Source organism: Paracoccus sp. (in: a-proteobacteria), from assembly GCF_047605025.1.
Lineage (GTDB): Bacteria > Pseudomonadota > Alphaproteobacteria > Rhodobacterales > Rhodobacteraceae > Paracoccus.
The window spans coordinates 1-16,799 of sequence record NZ_JASGGO010000047.1 but is presented as its reverse complement, the minus strand read 5'-3'; the positions used below and the strand labels follow the sequence as shown (position 1 = coordinate 16,799).

Genomic DNA, 16,799 nt, shown 5'->3' with positions numbered 1-16,799 from the left:
AAAACCTCAGATCGTAGCTTCCGCCACTGTCCGATTTCCGGGGAGTAGCTCAGATCGGCACAGCTGCAACCGATGTCTTTCCCCGTGCATAGGCGATCCGCAGCTTGCCATCACGGATGGAGATCGCTTCCTGAAGCGGCTACCAAAGTCACCTTATACGCAAGAAACGAATCCTCCTGTAAGGAGGACGGGTTCTGATCGGCCGGCAAGCGGACGAGTTCAAGCGTGATGCGGGCGCGTAGATCACAAAACAGGGCTTGCCGATCAGGCAGGTTTCGAAGCGGCTCGGTGTAAGCACGCATTCGCTCCATGCGTGGAAGCGGAAGCTCGCAAAGCGGCTTCTCGCCCCCGCCCGAAGCCGCTTGAAAAGCGCGGGACCAGTGCCGGGCCGGCGGGACTGGAACCGGGACCGGGGGCCGAAGCGGCGCGCTCAGCCTTCGTTCACCCGCCGCATCAGAAACAGCGCCAAGCCCGAGCAAAGCAGCGTCGCCAGCACAATGGGCCGCGCCGTGCCGTCGTAAAGCAGCCCCACCGGCGCCGCGAGCGCCACCGCCCCTATGGTCGAGGCCGAGGCCACGACCGAGGCCGCCATTCCCGCCAGATGCCCCATCCGTTGCAATGCCATGGCGTTGAGATTGCCGAATGTCACCCCCGCCATGAAAAAGACGCTGACCGCCCACAGGAAGAACGCGGGAAAGCGCAAGCCCTCGGGCAGCAGGTCGCCAAAGACCATGACCAGCATCACCCCAGAAACCACGACCTGCATCGCATAGGCGCTTTTCACGATCCGCCGCATCCCCAGCCGCAGCACATAGCGCGCGTTCAGCATGGTGCCGCTGCCCGAAAGCAGCGCCATGGCCGCGAACCACATCGGAAATGCATCGCCCTTGCCGTAGGTTACGGAGAAAAGCTGCTGCGCGGAACTCAGCAGCGCGAACATCTGGCCAAAGCCCAGGGTCATCACGATGGTCACCAGCCGCACCTGCTGATCGCCCAGCACCTCGCGCGCGCCTGAAAGCAGGTTCGGCAGGCGCATCGGGCGGCGGCGCTGGGGCGGCAGGGTCTCGGCCTGGCGCAGGTTGACCCAGCCCGCGCCGATCAGCGCCATCACCACGAATGAACCGAAGACCCCATGCCAGCCGACCAGGTGGATCAGCCCCGCCCCGATCGAAGGCGCCACCGCGGGCACCAGGATGAAGATCATCATCACGAAGCTGGTGATCCGCGCCATCTCGCGCCCCTGATAAAGGTCGCGCACCAGGGCCAGCGAGACGATGCGCGGCGCGGCGGCGCCCAGGCCCTGGACAAAGCGCGCGACCAGCAGCATCTCCAGCGACTGGGAATAGATCGCGGCGATAGCCGCCAGGGCATAGATGCCGAAGCCCAGGGTGATGACAGGCTTGCGTCCATAGGCATCCGAAAGCGGCCCGGCCAGGAACAGGCCCACCCCCATCCCCGCCACGAACGAGGTCAGCACAAGCTGCGCCCGGTTGACGTTTTCAGGTGTAAGGGCCTGGGCGATCTCGGGCAGCGCGGGCAGCATCGAATCGATCGAGAAGGCGATGACGGCAAAGACCAGCGCCAGCATGGCGATGAATTCAGGCTGGCTCTGGCTGCGGGCCACGGCGAATTCCCGGCTGCGGATGGGATCGGACATGATCGTCTCGGTCTGGTGGAATTCCTGCGGCCTACTCCTCGCCAGCGCCGGGCGCAACCCGCCCCGTTGCACATCCCGCCCCTGCGGCTATATCAGGGGGCATGAGCGCACCCCGTCTTCACCTGATGAAACTCTGCGTCGGCTGCGACAGCCCTGCGGAACTGCAAGCCTGGCAGCGCGACCGCTGGAAGGGCGGCCCGGCCCGCCATGTCACCCGCATGTGGCCCAAGCGCCAGGCCGAACTGCTGGAGGGCGGCTCGATTTTCTGGGTGTTCAAGGGCGTCATGCAGGCCCGCCAGCGCCTGATCGCCCTGGAGGAGGTCACGGGCGAGGACGGCATTACCCGCTGCGCCCTGATCATGGAGCCGAGCCTGGTGCGGGTCGCCGCCGTGCCTCGCCGCCCGTTCCAGGGCTGGCGCTATCTGAATGCCGCCGACGCCCCCCCCGACCTGCCCGAGGGCCGCGACGAGGAACCCAGCCTGCCCGCCGACATCGCCCGCGCCCTGGCCGAGATGGGCCTGCGCTAAGGACGGCAATCCAAGGGCCGCGATTTGGGGAATGGAGCGGGTGAAGGGAATCGAACCCTCGTCTTCAGCTTGGGAAGCTGCGGCTCTACCATTGAGCTACACCCGCATGGCCGCCTGATTACCCAGTCGCGGCAGGGGCTGCAAGTCCCTTCTTGCCGGGCCGCGCTCCACCCTTCATGGCCCCCCCTGATGGCCCCCCCTTGATGGCGTGGCCGCATTGGGCATTCGGGAAGCGGAAGGAACCAGCGCCCCGCCAAGGAAGATCCGCCGGGGCTTTGGCCGGTTCGGGCAAAGCTGGGGTCGAAGCAGGGCGGTCAAAGCTGGCGGGCACGGTCGCGAAGCAGGAACTTCTGGATCTTGCCTGTCGAGGTCTTGGGCAACTCGCCGAATATCACCCGCTTGGGCGCCTTGAAATGGGCCATGTTGGCGCGGCAGAAGGCGATCAGTTCCTCGGCGCCGACATCGATGCCGGGCTTCAGCGCGACGAAGGCGCAGGGGATCTCGCCCCAGGTCTCGTCGGGGTGGGCGACGACGGCGGCCTCAAGCACGGCGGGGTGCTTATACAGCACGTCCTCGACCTCGATCGAAGAGATGTTCTCGCCGCCAGAGATGATGATGTCCTTGGAGCGGTCCTTCAGCTCGATATAGCCATCCGGGTGCATCACCCCCAGATCGCCCGAGGCGAACCAGCCGCCGCGAAAGGATTTCCGGGTCGCGCCGGGATTCTTGAGATAGCCCTTCATCACGATATTGCCGCGCATGAAGACCTCGCCCATGGTCCGGCCGTCCGGCGGGACGGGGGCCAGCGTCTCGGGATCGGCCACCATCAGCCCGCCAAGCGCGGGATTGCGCACGCCCTGGCGCGATTTCAGCCGGGCACGGGCCCCGTCCTCAAGGCCGTCCCATTCGGTTTTCCAGGCGCAGACGGTCGACGGGCCATAGGTCTCGGTCAGGCCATAGACATGGGTAAGCTCGATCCCCATCGCCTCGACGGCCGCGATGACCGAGGCGGGCGGCGGCGCGCCCGCGACCATCGCCTTGACCGGATGGTCCAGGACGCGCATCTCGTCGGGGGCGTTGGCCAGCATGTTCATCACGATGGGCGCGCCGCAGAAATGGGTCACGCCCTCGTCCCGGAACAGGCGAAAGATCGGCTCGGCCCGGACAGCGCGCAGGCAGATGCAGACGCCGGCATTCAGCGCGATGGTCCAGGGAAAGCACCAGCCGTTGCAATGAAACATCGGCAGGGTCCACAGATAGCGGGCATGGCGCGGCATGTCCCAACTGACGATATTGGCCATCGCGTTCAGGCTGGCGCCGCGATGGTGATAGACGACGCCCTTGGGATCGCCCGTCGTGCCCGAGGTGTAGTTCAGCGAGATCGCGTCCCATTCGCTGTCGGGCATCCGCCAGTCCCAGGCCGGATCCCCCTCGGCCAGAAGGTCGTCATAGCCAAGCGCGCCGACGCGGGGGGCCGTGGCGAAGGCCGGGTCCCGGATGTCCACCACCAGGATGTCGCGGCCCCCCGCCAGCTTCAGCGCGCGCTCGGCCAGTTCCGCGAATTCGGGATCGACCAGCAGCACCTTGGCCTCGCCATGGCTCAGGATGAAGGCCACCGTCTCGGCGTCCAGGCGCGTGTTGATCGCGTTGAGCACCGCCCCCGTCATCGGCACGCTGAAATGCGATTCGAACATCTCGGGGATATTCGCCGCCAGGACCGAGACCGTATCCCCCTTGCCGATCCCGCGCCGCGCAAGCGCCGAGCCGATGCGCAGGCAGCGTTCATAGGTCTGCGCCCAGGTCCGGCGGATGCCGCCATGGACCACGGCAAGCGCCTCGGGATGGGTGGCGGCGGTGCGCTCCAGAAAACGCAGCGGCGACAATTGCTCGAAATTGGCGGGTCCGGCGTCCAGCCCCTGCTCATAGATGTTCGGCTGCGCCATCTTCCCCTCCGCTGTTCGCCGGGTTCCCCTGCCGGCCGCAGATTAGCTTTCGCCCTGGGCTTAAGCTAGATGCAGATCATGGCCTCATGGCCGGCAAACGGGCGATGATCGCCGCCCAGGGCCACAGCCGCGCGGGAAAACCAAGCCGGAAGATGCGGTTTGGGATTGAACATGGCCGCCGAAATCGGTCGTTATGTCCGAAACGATCAGAACGAGCCCGGAGCGAGAACATGTCAACCTGCGCAGGCCGATCGGCTTCCACCCTGGTGCTGGCCGCCCTTGCCGGACTGGCGCCCCTGGCATCGCATGCCCAGCAAGGCGGCCAGCAGATGCCGCCCCCCGCCGTGACGGTGGTGACGCTGCACGCCCAGGACGTGGCGCTGACCACCACCCTGCCCGGCCGCGTGACCGCCTCGGCCGAGGCCGAGGTGCGCCCCCAGGTCAACGGCATCGTCACCGAGCGGCTGTTCGGCGAGGGCAGCCATGTGAAGGTCGGCGATCCGCTGTTCCGCATCGACAAGACCACCTATGAGGCCGCCGTCGCCCAGGCCGAGGCCGCCGTCGCCCAGGCCACCGCCCAGGCCGACAATGCCCGGCGCGAGGCCGAGCGGGTGGGCGCGCTGCGCGACCGCCGCGTCGCCAGCGAAAGCAGCACCGACAGCGCCATCGCCGCCCGCGATGCGGCCGAGGCCGCCGTCAAGGTGGCCGAGGCGCAGTTGCAGACCGCGCGGATCGAACTGGACCGCACCACCATCCGCGCCGAACTGGACGGAGAGATCGGCCTTGCCCAGACCAGCCAGGGCGCGCTGGTCACCGCCAGCCAGGCGACCCCTCTGGCGGTGATCCGCAAGCTGGACCCGGTGCATGTCGACGTGACCCAATCCGCCGCCGAGGTGGTGCGCTGGCGCCGGCAGATGGCCTTGCGCCAGGACCAGGACGAGCAGCCCGGCCAGAAGGTGACGCTGCGGCTGGCCGACGGCACGGAATATGGCGTGACCGGCACGCTGACCGCCGCCGAGCCCTATGTGAACGAGACGACCGGCGTGATCACGCTGCGCCTGGCCTTTCCCAATCCCGACCGCATCCTGTTGCCCGGCATGTATGTCCAGGCCGTGGTGCAGCAGACCGTGGCCCATGGCGTGATCCTGGCCCCGCAGGAAGGCATCGGCCGCGACCGCCGCGGCCAGCCCATCGCCCTTGTGGCCAATGCCCAGAACCAGGTCGAATCGCGCGAACTGACCATCTTGCAGGACATGGGCACCGACTGGGTGGTCAGCCAGGGTCTGAAGGACGGAGACCGGCTGATCGTCGAGGGCATCCAGCGCATCGGCGCAGGCATGCCGGTCCAGCCCGAGGAACGCGCGGCCAGCCCCGAAAACGACCCCAAGAACGACGCCGGGAACGGCCAGGGCGAAAGCCCCTCGAACGGTTGATCCCGTTTCGAGGACTGAATGACAGGAGCCTGACATGGCAAGATTTTTTATTGAACGGCCGGTCTTTGCCTGGGTCATCTCGATCCTGATCATGGGCCTTGGTATCCTGTCGATCTGGACCCTGCCGGTGGCGCAGTATCCCCAGATCGCGCCACCCACGGTGACGATCCGCGCCACCTATCCCGGCGCCTCGGCCGAAACCGTCGCCAATACCGTCACCCAGGTCATCGAACAGCAGATGACCGGCCTGGACGGGCTGCGCTATTTCAGTTCCAGTTCCAGCGCGGCGGGGACAAGCTCGACCAACCTGACCTTCGAGACCGGCACCGATGCCGACATCGCCCAGGTCCAGGTTCAGAACAAGCTGAGCCAGGCCACCGCGCTTCTGCCCGAGCCGGTGCAGCGCCAGGGCATCACCGTCGAGAAATCCTCGGAAGGCTTCCTGATGGTGGTGGCGCTGATCTCGGATGACGGCGCGCTGGAGCAGGTCGATCTGGCGGATTACATGGTCTCGAACCTGGTCAACGACCTGAGCCGGATCGAGGGCGTCGGCTCGGTCCAGGTCTTCGGCGCGCAATATGCGATGCGGATCTGGCTGGATCCCTCAAAGCTTGCCGCCTATGAACTGACGCCCGGCGATGTGACGACGGCGGTTTCGGCGCAGAACGCGCAGATCTCGGCCGGGGCCTTCGGCAGCCTGCCCGCGCCCAAGGGCCAGATGCTGAACGCAACCATCACCGCGCAATCGCTGCTGTCCACGCCCCAGGACTTTGAACAGATCGTGCTGCGGGCCGAGGCGGATGGCGGGCTGATCCTTTTGAAGGACGTGGCCCGCGTCGAAATCGGGGCCGAGGAATATTCGACCGATGCGCGCTATAACGGCAAGCCCTCGGCGGGGATCGCGATCAGCCTGGCCTCGGGCGCGAACGCGCTGGACACGGCCGAGCGGGTCAAGGCCCGGATGCAAGAGTTCGAGCCCTTCTTCCCCGAGGGCGTCAGCTACGTCATCCCCTTCGACACCACGCCCTTCGTGCTGATCTCGATCGAGGAAGTGGTCAAGACCCTGATCGAGGCCATCGTCCTGGTCTTCTTCGTCATGCTGCTGTTCTTGCAGAACTGGCGCGCGACGCTGATCCCGACGCTGGCGGTTCCGGTCGTGCTGCTGGGCACCTTCGGCATTCTGGCGGCGCTTGGCTTCACCATCAACACGCTGACCATGCTCGCCATGGTGCTGGCCATCGGTTTGCTGGTCGACGACGCCATCGTGGTCGTCGAAAACGTCGAGCGGATCATGGAGGACGAGGACCTTGAACCGCGCGAGGCCACCCGCAAAAGCATGGGCCAGATCACCGGCGCGCTGATCGGCATCGCGCTGGTCCTGTCGGCTGTCTTCGTGCCGATGGCGTTCTTCGGCGGCTCGACGGGGGTGATCTACAAGCAGTTCGCGATCACCATCGTCTCGGCCATGGGGCTGTCGGTGCTGGTCGCACTGACGCTGACGCCCGCGCTTTGCGCCACGCTGCTGCGCAACGAGCATGGCCACAAGACGCGCGGGATCTTCGGCTTCTTCAACCGCAACTTCGACCGCACCATGCATGGCTACAGCGGTTCGGTGAACTGGCTGATCCGGCGCCCGCTGCGGATGATGCTGGTCTATCTGGGCCTTGGCGCGGTGATGGTGCTTCTGTTCCTGCGCACGCCCACCGGCTTTCTGCCCGACGAGGATCAGGGCATCATGTTCGTGCTGATCCAGGGCCCGACCGGCGCCACGACCGAGCGCACCCAGGCCGTGATCGAGCAGATCCAGACCTATTTCACCGAGAACGAGGCCCAGAACGTGGACAGCATGTTCGGCGTCTCGGGCTTCAGCTTCGCCGGCGCGGGGCAGAACATGGGGATCGCCTTCGTGCGGCTGAAGGACTGGAAGGACCGGCCCGACGCCTCGGCCTCGGTTCAGGCCATCGCCGGCCGCGCCTTCCCGGCCTTCATGCAGATCCGCGACGCGATGGCTTTCCCCATCGTGCCGCCCTCGGTGATCGAGCTGGGCAACGTCTCGGGCTTCGACTTCTACCTGCAAGCCCGCAGCGGCCAGACCCATGAGCAATTGCTTGAGGCGCGCAACCAGCTTCTGGGCATGGCCGGGCTGGATGCGCGCATCGCCTCGGCCCGACCGAACGGGCTTGAGGACGCGGCGCAATACAATCTGGACATCGACTGGCGCAAGGCGGGGGCGATGGCGGTCTCGGCCACGGATGTGGGCAGCCTGCTTTCGGTCGCCTGGGCGGGCAGCTATGTGAACGACTTCATCGACCGGGGCCGGATCAAGCGCGTCTATGTCCAGGGCGAGCCGAATTCCCGCGCCGTGCCGACCGATCTGGACAAATGGCGGGTGCGCAACTCATCGGACGGGCTGGTGCCCTTTTCCAACTTCGCCGAGGGCCGTTGGAGCTATGGGCCGCAGGGCCTGAGCCGCTATAACGGCGTGGCCGCGATGCAGATCCAGGGCAGCCCGGCCCCCGGCATCTCCTCGGGCGAGGGGATGGCGACCATCGAGGAACTGGCCGCCAAGCTGCCCGAGGGCTTCGGCGTGGCCTGGACCGGCCTGTCGCTGGAAGAGCAAGAGGCAGGCAGCCAGACCATGCTGCTTTACGGCCTGTCGCTTGCGGTGGTCTTCCTGTGCCTGGCCGCGCTTTACGAAAGCTGGTCGATCCCCTTCGCGGTGATGCTGGCCATGCCCATCGGGGTGCTGGGCGCGCTGGTGGGCGCCTGGCTTGGCGGCTTCGACAACGGCGTCTTCTTCCAGGTCGGGCTGCTGACCGTGATCGGCCTGACCGGCAAGAACGCCATCCTGATCGTGGAATTCGCCCGCGAGCAGGTCGAGCAGGCCGGCAAGCCGCTGTTCGAGGCCGTGATCGAGGCCGCGCGCCAGCGGTTCAGGCCGATCATCATGACCTCGGTGGCCTTCTCGCTGGGGGTGCTGCCCTTGGTGCTTTCGACCGGCGCGGGGGCGAACGGGCGCAACACCATCGGCGCCACGGTTCTGGGCGGCACGATCTCGGCCACGGTGCTGGGGGTGCTTTTCGTGCCGCTGTTCTTCGTCCTGGTGCGCCGCGTCCTGGGCGGGCGGCAAAAGCCCGACCAGACCCCGGCGCCGAAACCCAGCGGCGCCTGAGGTCCGCCCTCTGGCGCTTGCCCAGCGGCTCGTGTCGTCCTAGTCTGAACGGGGGGAACGGGCCGTGCGGCGGCCAAGGGGGATCATGCATGCCATGGCGAGCCATCGGCGCGCGAAAACGGGGCTGGGCCTAAGCCGGGCGCCCCGCCGCGATGCGGGCGCCTGTTGTTTCCGTGCCGCGGCCCCTGCGCCAATGCATGCGGCGGCCGGGCCGCCTTCAGCCCCCCTTTGCCAGCGGCGCGGGGGCTAAGATGGTCCGTCCGCCCACCAATCCCGCCCAAGGCCCCGCCGCGCGCAGCGGCGGCGCCGGCCCGCGCGGGGGCACGCGGCGGCCCCTGATCGGCACCCGCATCCGCGAACGCCGCCTGTCGCTGGGCTGCCGCCAGATCGACATCGCGCAGCGCGCCGCCATCTCGGCCGCCTATCTGAACCTGATCGAGCATAACCGCCGCCCCGTGGGCGAGGCACTGCTGAACCGCCTGGCCGAAGTCTTGCAGATCGACGCCGCCGAACTGACCTCGGACCGCGAGGAGATGCTGATCTCGGGCCTGCGCGAGGCGGCGGCGATGGCGGCCGAGCAAAGCCCGCCGGTCGAGCTGGACCAGATCGCCGAATTCGCCGCGCGCTTTCCGGGCTGGGCCACGGCGCTGTCATCGGTCTCGCGACGGGTCGACACGCTTGAACGGCGGCTGGTCGCGCTTTCGGACCGGATGACGCGCGATCCCTATCTGCTGGCCACGCTGCACGAGGTGCAATCCGCCGTGACCTCGGTGCGCTCGACCGCCTCGATCCTGGCCGAAACCCCGGATATCGAGCCGGAATGGCGGGCGCGCTTTCACGCCAACCTGGACAGCGACAGCCAGCGCCTGTCGCGGACCGCGCAATCGCTGGTGGCCTATCTGGACAGCTTCGAGGACGAGGCCGTCCCCATCTCGCCCCAGGAAGAGGTCGAGCTTTGGATCGCCGCCGGCCAGCCCGACCCGGCGCAGGCGGGGGAACTGGTCTCGGATGCGGGCCGGGCCATGGCGCGCGAGGTCGAGGCGATGCAGATGCAGGACCGCGCCCAGCTTGGCGATGACGAACTGGCCGATGCGGCGGCGGGCGCGCCCCCGGATCCGGCGGCGCTGACCGCGCATCTGGGCCGGCCGCTGGATCTGGTGCTGCGCCGGCTGGGCACGCTGCGCCCCGTCCCCTGGGACGAGGCCGGGCTGATCATCTGCAACGGCGCCGGCGCCACGCTGTTTCGCGTCGCGCCACCGGGATTCGAACTGGCCCGCTCGGGCGAGGGCTGCGCGCTTTGGCCGCTTTACGAGGCGCTGGCCCAGCCCCAGCTTCCCGTGGCCCGCCTGATCGAGACGCCGGGCGGCAGCCGCTTCCTGGCCTGGGCCGTGGCCGGGCGCCTGCTGCCGCTGGGCTTCGACGGGCCGGCGCTCAGCCGGGCGCAGATGCTGCTGCTGCCCGCCCCTCCCCACGACACCCGGCCCCCCTTGCCGGTCGGCCCCGCCTGCCGGGTCTGTCCCCGCCCGGCCTGCCCGGCACGACACGAGCCCTCGATCCTGGGGCCGCTATGAGCGGCGCGCCCCGTCCCGGAGGCGGGCGTCGCCTGTTCCTGGGCCGCAACGCCTATCGAAGGCGGCGCATGATCGAGGCGACCCGCATCCTGCCCCTGGTCTTCGCCCTGGCGGTGCTTCTGCCGCCGATCTGGATGCCGCAACGCTTCAGCTTCGGCGCGGGCGTGCTGTGGCTGGCCCTGGGCTGGCTTGCGACCATCCTGATCACCGCGCTTTTGCACCGCGCCATCGGCCGCGCCCCGCCGGACGAGGAAGAGGCCGATGACGCCTGAAACCCTGGGCGCGGCGGCGATCCTTTACGTCGCGCTGATGTTCGTGCTGGCCCATGCCGCCGACCGCGCCGCCGGCGCCGGGCGCTGGCGCTGGATGAACAGCCCGGCGGTCTATACGCTTTCGCTTTCGGTCTATTGCTCGGCCTGGACCTTTTATGGCGCGGTCGGCTACGCAAGCCGCTCGGGGCTGGAATACATGACCATCTATCTGGGTCCGGGGATCGTCTTCGCGGGCGCCTGGTGGGGGTTGCGCCATCTGGTGCGGGTGGGGCGGATGCATCGCGTGACCTCGATCGCGGACCTGATCTCCAGCCGGTTCGGCAAGTCGGCGGGGCTGGCCGCGCTGGTCACGCTGATCGCGGTGCTGGCGGCGACGCCCTATATCGCGCTGCAATTGCAGTCGGTCTCGATGGCGCTGTCGGTCTTCGCCACGCCCGAGGCGCCGCTGCCCGCAAGCGTGCCGGTCTGGACCGGCCTCGGCCTTGCCGCCTTCGCGATCCTGTTCGGCACCCGCAACCTGGCCGCGGATGAGCGTCACCACGGCGTCGTCATCGCCATCGCGGCCGAGGCGATGATCAAGCTTCTGGCCTTTGTCGCGGTCGGGATGTTCGTCCTTTACGGGCTGGCGGACGGGCCCGCCGACGTGCTGGCCCGGATCGACCGGGCGGCCTTTGGTCCGCAGGGCCAGGGCTGGCTGATCCGGCCCGACCGCTGGATCACGCTGGTCATGATCTCGGGCGCGGCGGTGCTGGTGCTGCCGCGCATGTTCCACGTCATGGTCGTCGAGGCCAATGACGACGACCGCCTGCGGCATGCGGGCTGGGCCTTTCCGCTTTACCTCTTCGTGCTGACCTTTCTGGTCCTGCCCATCGCGGTCATGGGCCGCGACCTGCTGCCCGCCAGCGCCAATCCCGACCTTTACGTCCTGGCGCTCCCCCTGTCGCAGGGCCAAGAGGGACTGGCCGCGCTGGTCTTTCTGGGCGGGTTCTCATCGGCCATGTCGATGGTGGTGGTCAGCGCCATCGCGCTTTCGACGATGATGGCGAACCATTGGCTGGTGCCGCTGTGGCTGCGGCTGTTTCATCCCCGCGGCCCCCATGCCGATCTGCGGCGGCTGATGCTGAACGCGCGGCGGCTGGCGATTGTGCTGATCATCTGTAGCGGCTGGGCCTATCAATGGATGTCGGGGGGCACCTCGGCGCTGGCGATCATGGGGATCGTGGCCTTTTCCGGCATGGCGCAGGTGCTGCCCGCGATGATCGCGGGCCTGTCCTGGCGCGGCGCCACCCGGCGGGGCGCGATGCTTGGCATCGCGCTGGGATCGCTGGTCTGGCTTCTGGTGATCTACCTGCCCTCGCTGGGGCTTCTGCCGCCTCTGGCCATGCCGGCGGGGGTCGATCCCTTCGCGGGCGGGGTCCTGCTGGCGCTGGCGCTGAACAGCGGCGCGCTGATCCTGACCTCGCTGGTGGATTTCCCCAGCCCCGGCGAACGGATGCAGGCGCTTTCCTTCGTCCATGCCATCGCGCCCGACAGCGGCTCGCGCGATCCCGCCAGCGGCGTGCGGGCCGAGACGCTGCTGACCCTGGCCCGGCAGCTTTGGGGCAATGACGCGGCGCTGTCGCTTTTCCGCGCGGCGGCGGCGGATCAGGGCAAATCGGGCTATCTGCCCGACCTGTCGCCGCGCTTCCTTTCGGACTTCGAGCGGCATCTGGCTGGCAGCGTGGGCGCGGCCACGGCGGCGGCGCTGATGGCACGGGTCGGCGGACGCGGCGACGTGACCGTCGCCGATCTGATGGAGGTCGCGGGCGAGGCCGGCCAGGCCCGCGCCGACAATCTGCGGCTGGAAAACGCCCGTGCCGAACTGGCCCGCACCGCCCGCCAGCTTGAGGAAAGCAACGAAAAGCTGCGCACCCTGTCCCAGCAGAAGGACGCGTTCCTGAACCAGATCAGCCATGAGCTGCGCACGCCCATGACATCGATCCGCGCGTTCTCCGAGATCCTGATGGAGCCGCAGATGCAGGCCGCCGAGCGCGCGCGCTTCGCCTCGATCATCCATGACGAAAGCGGGCGCATGACCCGGCTGATCGAGGATCTGCTGAACCTCGCGGTGCTGGAGGGCGGGCGGGCGCGGCTGTCGCCCTCGGTCGCCAATCTGCGCGATCTGATCGAACGGGCGCTGGTTTCGGCCCAGGCGGTCTCGGCGGGGCGCGCGTTCCGCATCCTGCGCGACCCGCCGGCCGAGCATCTGATGGTGATCACCGATGCCGACCGGCTGTTGCAGGTGCTGATCAACGTGATCGCCAATGCCCGCAAATATTGCGATGCGCCCGCGCCCGAGATCCGCATCCAGACCCGGCGCCTGCGCGACGGCGGGGTCGAGATCGACATCGCCGACAATGGCAAGGGCATCCCGCCCGAGCACGAGGCGCTGATCTTCGAGAAATTCGCGCGCCTGGACGATCCGGCGCGGGCGGGCGGCGCCGGGCTGGGCCTGGCGATCTGCCGCGAGGTGATGCAGTTCCTGGGCGGCGCCATCAGCTATCTGCCGACCGAGGGGGGTGCCCTGTTTCGCATCACCCTGCCCCGCCGCCCGCCGCGCCACGGCAAGGAAAACGCATCGGAAACGCCGGCCTAAACCTTTTCGCAACCTGTCCTTGCAATCTTGACCGAAAAGAAGGCGTTGATTCGGACCGGCTATGGACGCGATGCAGACAGATGACCCGCAAAATACCGGCAGGACCGTGCTGCACCGCATGATCGCGGAACGCGACAGGCTGCGCGCGCCGCATCATCAGGCGGTGGTCGCGGCGCAAAGCTCGGCAGGGACCAGCCTGGAAAAGGCGGCGGCGACGGCGCTGGCACGCGTGGCCGAGCGGCTGCACCACCTGCCGATCTTGGTCGAGAAGGTGCGGTTCTCGCCCACCACCCCCGCGGAACTGGCCGAGCTTTTGCCCGAACGCGCGCTTTTGGCCGTGGTCGAGGCTGGGCGGGACCAGGTTGGCGTCGTGGCGATCTGCCCCGGCCTTCTGGCCTCGGTGATCGAGATGCAGGCGCTGGGACGCCTGACCTCGCGCAAGCCCGTGCCCCGGCGCGCGACCCGGACGGACGCGGCGATCTCGGCGGATCTGGTGAACGGCTTTCTGGCCGAGCTGGGCCGCGAACTGGCGCATCGCCCGGACAGCCCGGCCTTCCAGGATTTCCGCTATGCGACCTTTCTGGACGATCCGCGCCCGCTTGGGCTGATGCTTGAAGACAGCGCGATGGTGCTTCTGGGCATGTCGCTGCGGATGGGCACGGGCGGGCAGCGCGACGGCCAGATTCTGGTGGCCCTGCCGGTCACCCGGCAACAGCGCCAGGACGCTGCCGCGACGACGGCCGCGCTGATCACCTCGGGCCAGCCTTCCCCCCCGGACGCTTCCCCGCCGCCACCGCCGGCCGCGACCCTGGCGCCCGTGGTCCAGGAAGCGCCCATCACGCTGGTCGGCGTCCTTTGCCGGCGCATGATCAGCCTGAAGCTTCTGAAAGAGCTTGAGGCGGGCGCGACGATTCCCCTGGGCGGCAATACACTGAACGAGGCCCGGCTTGAGACCACGCTGGGCCAGGTCGTCGCCCATGGCCGCCTGGGCGAATCCGAAGGCTATCACGCCCTGCGCCTGCGCGGCGCGGGCGCGGCCCGGCCCGACATGGGGCGCGGCAATGCCGCCGAAGGGCCGACCCTGGACGCGTCCATGGCCGATCTGGAGCGTCCCGATCCGTTCCGCGTGCCCCAGATCCTTCCTGCCCGCGTCTCATGACCGCGCGGGCCTTAAGGACAGGGCCGCGCGCCGATACCCGGCGATGCCGCGACCGCTGCGGCCCGTTTTCCGGGCCAAGGCTGGGCCGAAAACCGCCCCGGTTCAGATTCCCCTTGAAAATTCGGCTTCGCGGACGCATGTAGCCCTCGCCCGCCCGTCAGGCGGGTCACCCTTACAGGAGAGACCATGGCCAAGGAAGAAATGCTCGAATTTCCCGGCGTCGTGAAGGAACTCCTGCCCAATGCGACATTCCGGGTCGAGCTTGAGAACGGCCATGAGATCATCGCACATATGGCAGGAAAGATGCGCAAGAACCGCATCCGTGTTCTGGCCGGCGACAAAGTTCAGGTAGAGATGAACACCTATGACCTGACCAAGGGGCGGATCAATTACCGCTTCAAGTAAGCCATCTGCCCATCTGCGGCGCCGCCGCAGGTGCGGGCTTGCGAAAGCTGAAGAATGATGACCGACACGACCGAACCCCGCCCGGATGCTGCATCCCGCGGGGATGCCTTGCATGCGGCACCCGCGCTGACCCTCGGCTCTGCCAGCCCGCGCCGGCTGGAGTTGCTGGCCCAGATCGGCATCCGCCCCGCCCAGGTGCTGCCCGCCGATATCGACGAGACCCCGCGCCGCGACGAAAATCCCCGCGCCTATACCGCGCGCATGGCCCGCGAAAAGGCCGAGGCCCTGCGTGGCCGGGTTCAGGGCGTGATCCTTTGCGCCGACACCTCGGTCGTGGCCGGGCGCCGCATCCTGGGCAAGCCCGAGGATGCCGATCAGGCGCGGACTTTCCTGCGCCTGCTCTCTGGGCGGCGGCACCGTGTGCTGACATCGGTCGCGATGCTGCACGGGTCCCGCCTGCACGAGCGCCTGGTCGAGACGACGATTCGCCTGCGCCCGCTCTCGGACCCCGAGATCGCGCGCTACATCGCCTCGGACGAATGGCGGGGCAAGGCAGGCGCCTATGGCATCCAGGGCCGCGCGGGCGCCTTCGTCGCCTGGATGCAGGGCAGCTACAGCGCGGTCGTGGGCCTGCCCCTGGCCGAGACCGCAAATCTTCTGGCCCATGCCGGCATCCACGGAGAACAGGAATGAAGGGACGCCAGATCGTTCTGGGCCAGGTCTTCGGCCGCGACGCCGCCGCGCTGATGGTGGACGGGCAGTTGCAGGACCTGATCCTGGATTCCTCGGGCGTCGCCGCCCTCGCTCCGGGCGCCATCTGCCGGGCCAAGGTGGACCGGCTGGTCAAGGGACAGGGCGGCGTCTTCCTGCGCCTGCCCGACGGCGCGCGAGGCTATCTGCGCGACCGCGCCGGCCTGCGCGAGGGCCAGTCCTTGCTGGTCCAGGTCAGCGGCGCCGCCGAAGAGGGCAAGGCCGTCCCCGTCAGTTCGCGGCTGAATTTCCGCGGCCGCTTCGTGATCGTGACGCCAGGCGTGCCTGGGGTCAACGTCTCGCGCCGCATCCGCGACGAGGATCTGCGCGCGACCCTGGCCGATCTGGGCGAGGCCGCGATCCAGGACCAGCCGCAGCCGCCGGGCCTGGTCTTTCGCAGCGTCGCGACCCAGACCGCGCTGGCCGAGATCGCCGAGGAAATGCACCAGATCCTGGAGCTTGCCCGCGCCATCCTGGACGATGCCGAGGGCCAGCCCGAATTGCTTCTGGATGCCCCCGACCCGGCCGAGGCCGCCTGGGCCGACTGGGCCGAACCCGAGCCCGATTCCATCGAGGACGCCCCCGGCGCCTTCGACGCGACCGGTGCCACCGAAGCGGTCGAGCGGCTGCTGTCCCCCCGCACCGATCTGGGCGGCGGCGCCTGGGCCGAGATCGAGGCCCTGCGCGCGCTGGTCGCCATCGACGTAAATACCGGCTCGGACCATTCTCCGGCGGCGGGATTGAAGGCGAATATCGCGCTGGCCCGCGACCTGCCGCGCCAGTTGCGCCTGCGCGGCCTTGGCGGCCAGATCGTGGTCGATTTCGCGCCCATGCCCAAGAAGGACAGAGGCACGCTGGAGCAGATCCTGCGCGCGGCCTTCAAGGCCGAGCCGGCCGAGACCGTGCTGATCGGTTGGACCGCGATGGGGCTTTTCGAGATCAACCGCAAGCGCGACCGGGTGGCGCTGACCCGCCTCGCGGCCGGGTGTGGCCCATGATCTGCCCCATCTGCGGCAAGCCGGCCGAGCCCAGATACCGCCCCTTCTGCTCGCGCCGCTGCGCCGATGTCGACCTCGCGCATTGGCTGCGGGGCGATTACCGCGTCCCCGGCGAACCGGCGCGGGAAGCTGGCGAGGAAGATTAAGTTTTCTGCTTTTCGCTCTGGACACCGTCCGGCCACTGGCCTAGTTACGCGCCAGCCGAAAGCGAAAGGCAACGGCGCCCGGATAGCTCAGTTGGTAGAGCAGCGGATTGAAAATCCGCGTGTCGGTGGTT

The 16,799-nt window shown here is 68.3% G+C and carries 13 protein-coding genes, 1 tRNA gene and 1 pseudogene; 12 read left to right on the top strand and 3 right to left on the bottom strand.

The window, feature by feature from the left end:
• Positions 1-242: 242 nt before the first annotated feature.
• A pseudogene (locus QM682_RS18195) lies at positions 243-327 on the top strand (hypothetical protein); the annotation flags it as partial.
• A gap of 103 nt (positions 328-430) precedes the next feature.
• On the opposite strand, the gene QM682_RS18190 reads toward QM682_RS18195, so the two are convergent.
• Complete coding sequence (locus tag QM682_RS18190) at positions 431-1,657, bottom strand: multidrug effflux MFS transporter (protein ID WP_415132324.1); 1,227 nt, start codon at positions 1,655-1,657, stop codon at positions 431-433.
• A 101-nt stretch (positions 1,658-1,758) separates the two neighbouring features.
• Here QM682_RS18190 and QM682_RS18185 point away from each other — a divergent pair, with 101 nt between their 5' ends.
• Positions 1,759-2,184, top strand: coding sequence for a DUF1489 family protein (locus tag QM682_RS18185; protein ID WP_415132322.1), 426 nt, complete (start codon positions 1,759-1,761; stop codon positions 2,182-2,184).
• A 32-nt stretch (positions 2,185-2,216) separates the two neighbouring features.
• Here QM682_RS18185 and QM682_RS18180 read toward each other — a convergent pair.
• Together QM682_RS18180 and QM682_RS18175 are read right to left on the bottom strand one after the other, a co-directional pair.
• A tRNA-Gly gene (locus QM682_RS18180) sits at positions 2,217-2,290 on the bottom strand.
• A 208-nt stretch (positions 2,291-2,498) separates the two neighbouring features.
• A complete protein-coding gene (locus QM682_RS18175) occupies positions 2,499-4,127 on the bottom strand; it encodes an acyl-CoA synthetase (RefSeq protein WP_415132320.1) in 1,629 nt (542 codons plus the stop codon).
• Between the two features lie 230 nt (positions 4,128-4,357).
• Between QM682_RS18175 and QM682_RS18170 the strand changes: the two genes are divergently transcribed.
• The 10 genes from QM682_RS18170 to QM682_RS18125 all read left to right on the top strand — a co-directional run bounded on the left by QM682_RS18170 (position 4,358) and on the right by QM682_RS18125 (position 16,668).
• Positions 4,358-5,560, top strand: a complete 1,203-nt coding sequence (locus QM682_RS18170) for an efflux RND transporter periplasmic adaptor subunit (protein ID WP_415132318.1) — start codon at positions 4,358-4,360, stop codon at positions 5,558-5,560.
• Positions 5,561-5,594: 34 nt separating this feature from the next.
• Entirely contained in the window at positions 5,595-8,732 is a 3,138-nt protein-coding gene (locus QM682_RS18165) for an efflux RND transporter permease subunit (RefSeq protein ID WP_415132316.1), read from the top strand.
• 251 nt (positions 8,733-8,983) lie between these two features.
• Positions 8,984-10,303, top strand: coding sequence for a short-chain fatty acyl-CoA regulator family protein (locus QM682_RS18160; RefSeq protein ID WP_415132314.1), 1,320 nt, complete (start codon positions 8,984-8,986; stop codon positions 10,301-10,303).
• Positions 10,300-10,575 (top strand): hypothetical protein, encoded by a 276-nt coding sequence (locus tag QM682_RS18155; protein WP_415132312.1) that lies wholly within the window; start codon positions 10,300-10,302, stop codon positions 10,573-10,575. The genes QM682_RS18160 and QM682_RS18155 overlap by 4 nt, the downstream gene beginning before the upstream one ends.
• Positions 10,565-13,210 carry an ATP-binding protein gene (locus QM682_RS18150; protein ID WP_415132310.1) on the top strand — a complete coding sequence of 882 codons (2,646 nt, stop codon included), beginning with the start codon at positions 10,565-10,567 and terminating at the stop codon, positions 13,208-13,210. The genes QM682_RS18155 and QM682_RS18150 overlap by 11 nt, the downstream gene beginning before the upstream one ends.
• Positions 13,211-13,280: 70 nt before the next feature.
• The gene (locus QM682_RS18145) at positions 13,281-14,369 is read left to right on the top strand and encodes a FliM/FliN family flagellar motor C-terminal domain-containing protein (protein ID WP_415132308.1); all 1,089 of its coding nucleotides are present in this window, start codon (positions 13,281-13,283) and stop codon (positions 14,367-14,369) included.
• Between the two features lie 186 nt (positions 14,370-14,555).
• The gene (infA, locus tag QM682_RS18140) at positions 14,556-14,774 is read left to right on the top strand and encodes a translation initiation factor IF-1 (RefSeq protein ID WP_010397442.1); all 219 of its coding nucleotides are present in this window, start codon (positions 14,556-14,558) and stop codon (positions 14,772-14,774) included.
• 57 nt (positions 14,775-14,831) lie between these two features.
• Positions 14,832-15,467 carry a Maf family protein gene (locus tag QM682_RS18135; protein WP_415132304.1) on the top strand — a complete coding sequence of 212 codons (636 nt, stop codon included), beginning with the start codon at positions 14,832-14,834 and terminating at the stop codon, positions 15,465-15,467.
• The gene (locus QM682_RS18130; protein ID WP_415132302.1) at positions 15,464-16,522 is read left to right on the top strand and encodes a ribonuclease E/G; all 1,059 of its coding nucleotides are present in this window, start codon (positions 15,464-15,466) and stop codon (positions 16,520-16,522) included. The genes QM682_RS18135 and QM682_RS18130 overlap by 4 nt, the downstream gene beginning before the upstream one ends.
• Positions 16,519-16,668 (top strand): DNA gyrase inhibitor YacG, encoded by a 150-nt coding sequence (locus tag QM682_RS18125; RefSeq protein ID WP_415132300.1) that lies wholly within the window; start codon positions 16,519-16,521, stop codon positions 16,666-16,668. Before QM682_RS18130 ends, QM682_RS18125 begins: the two co-directional genes overlap by 4 nt.
• Positions 16,669-16,799 lie beyond the last annotated feature (131 nt).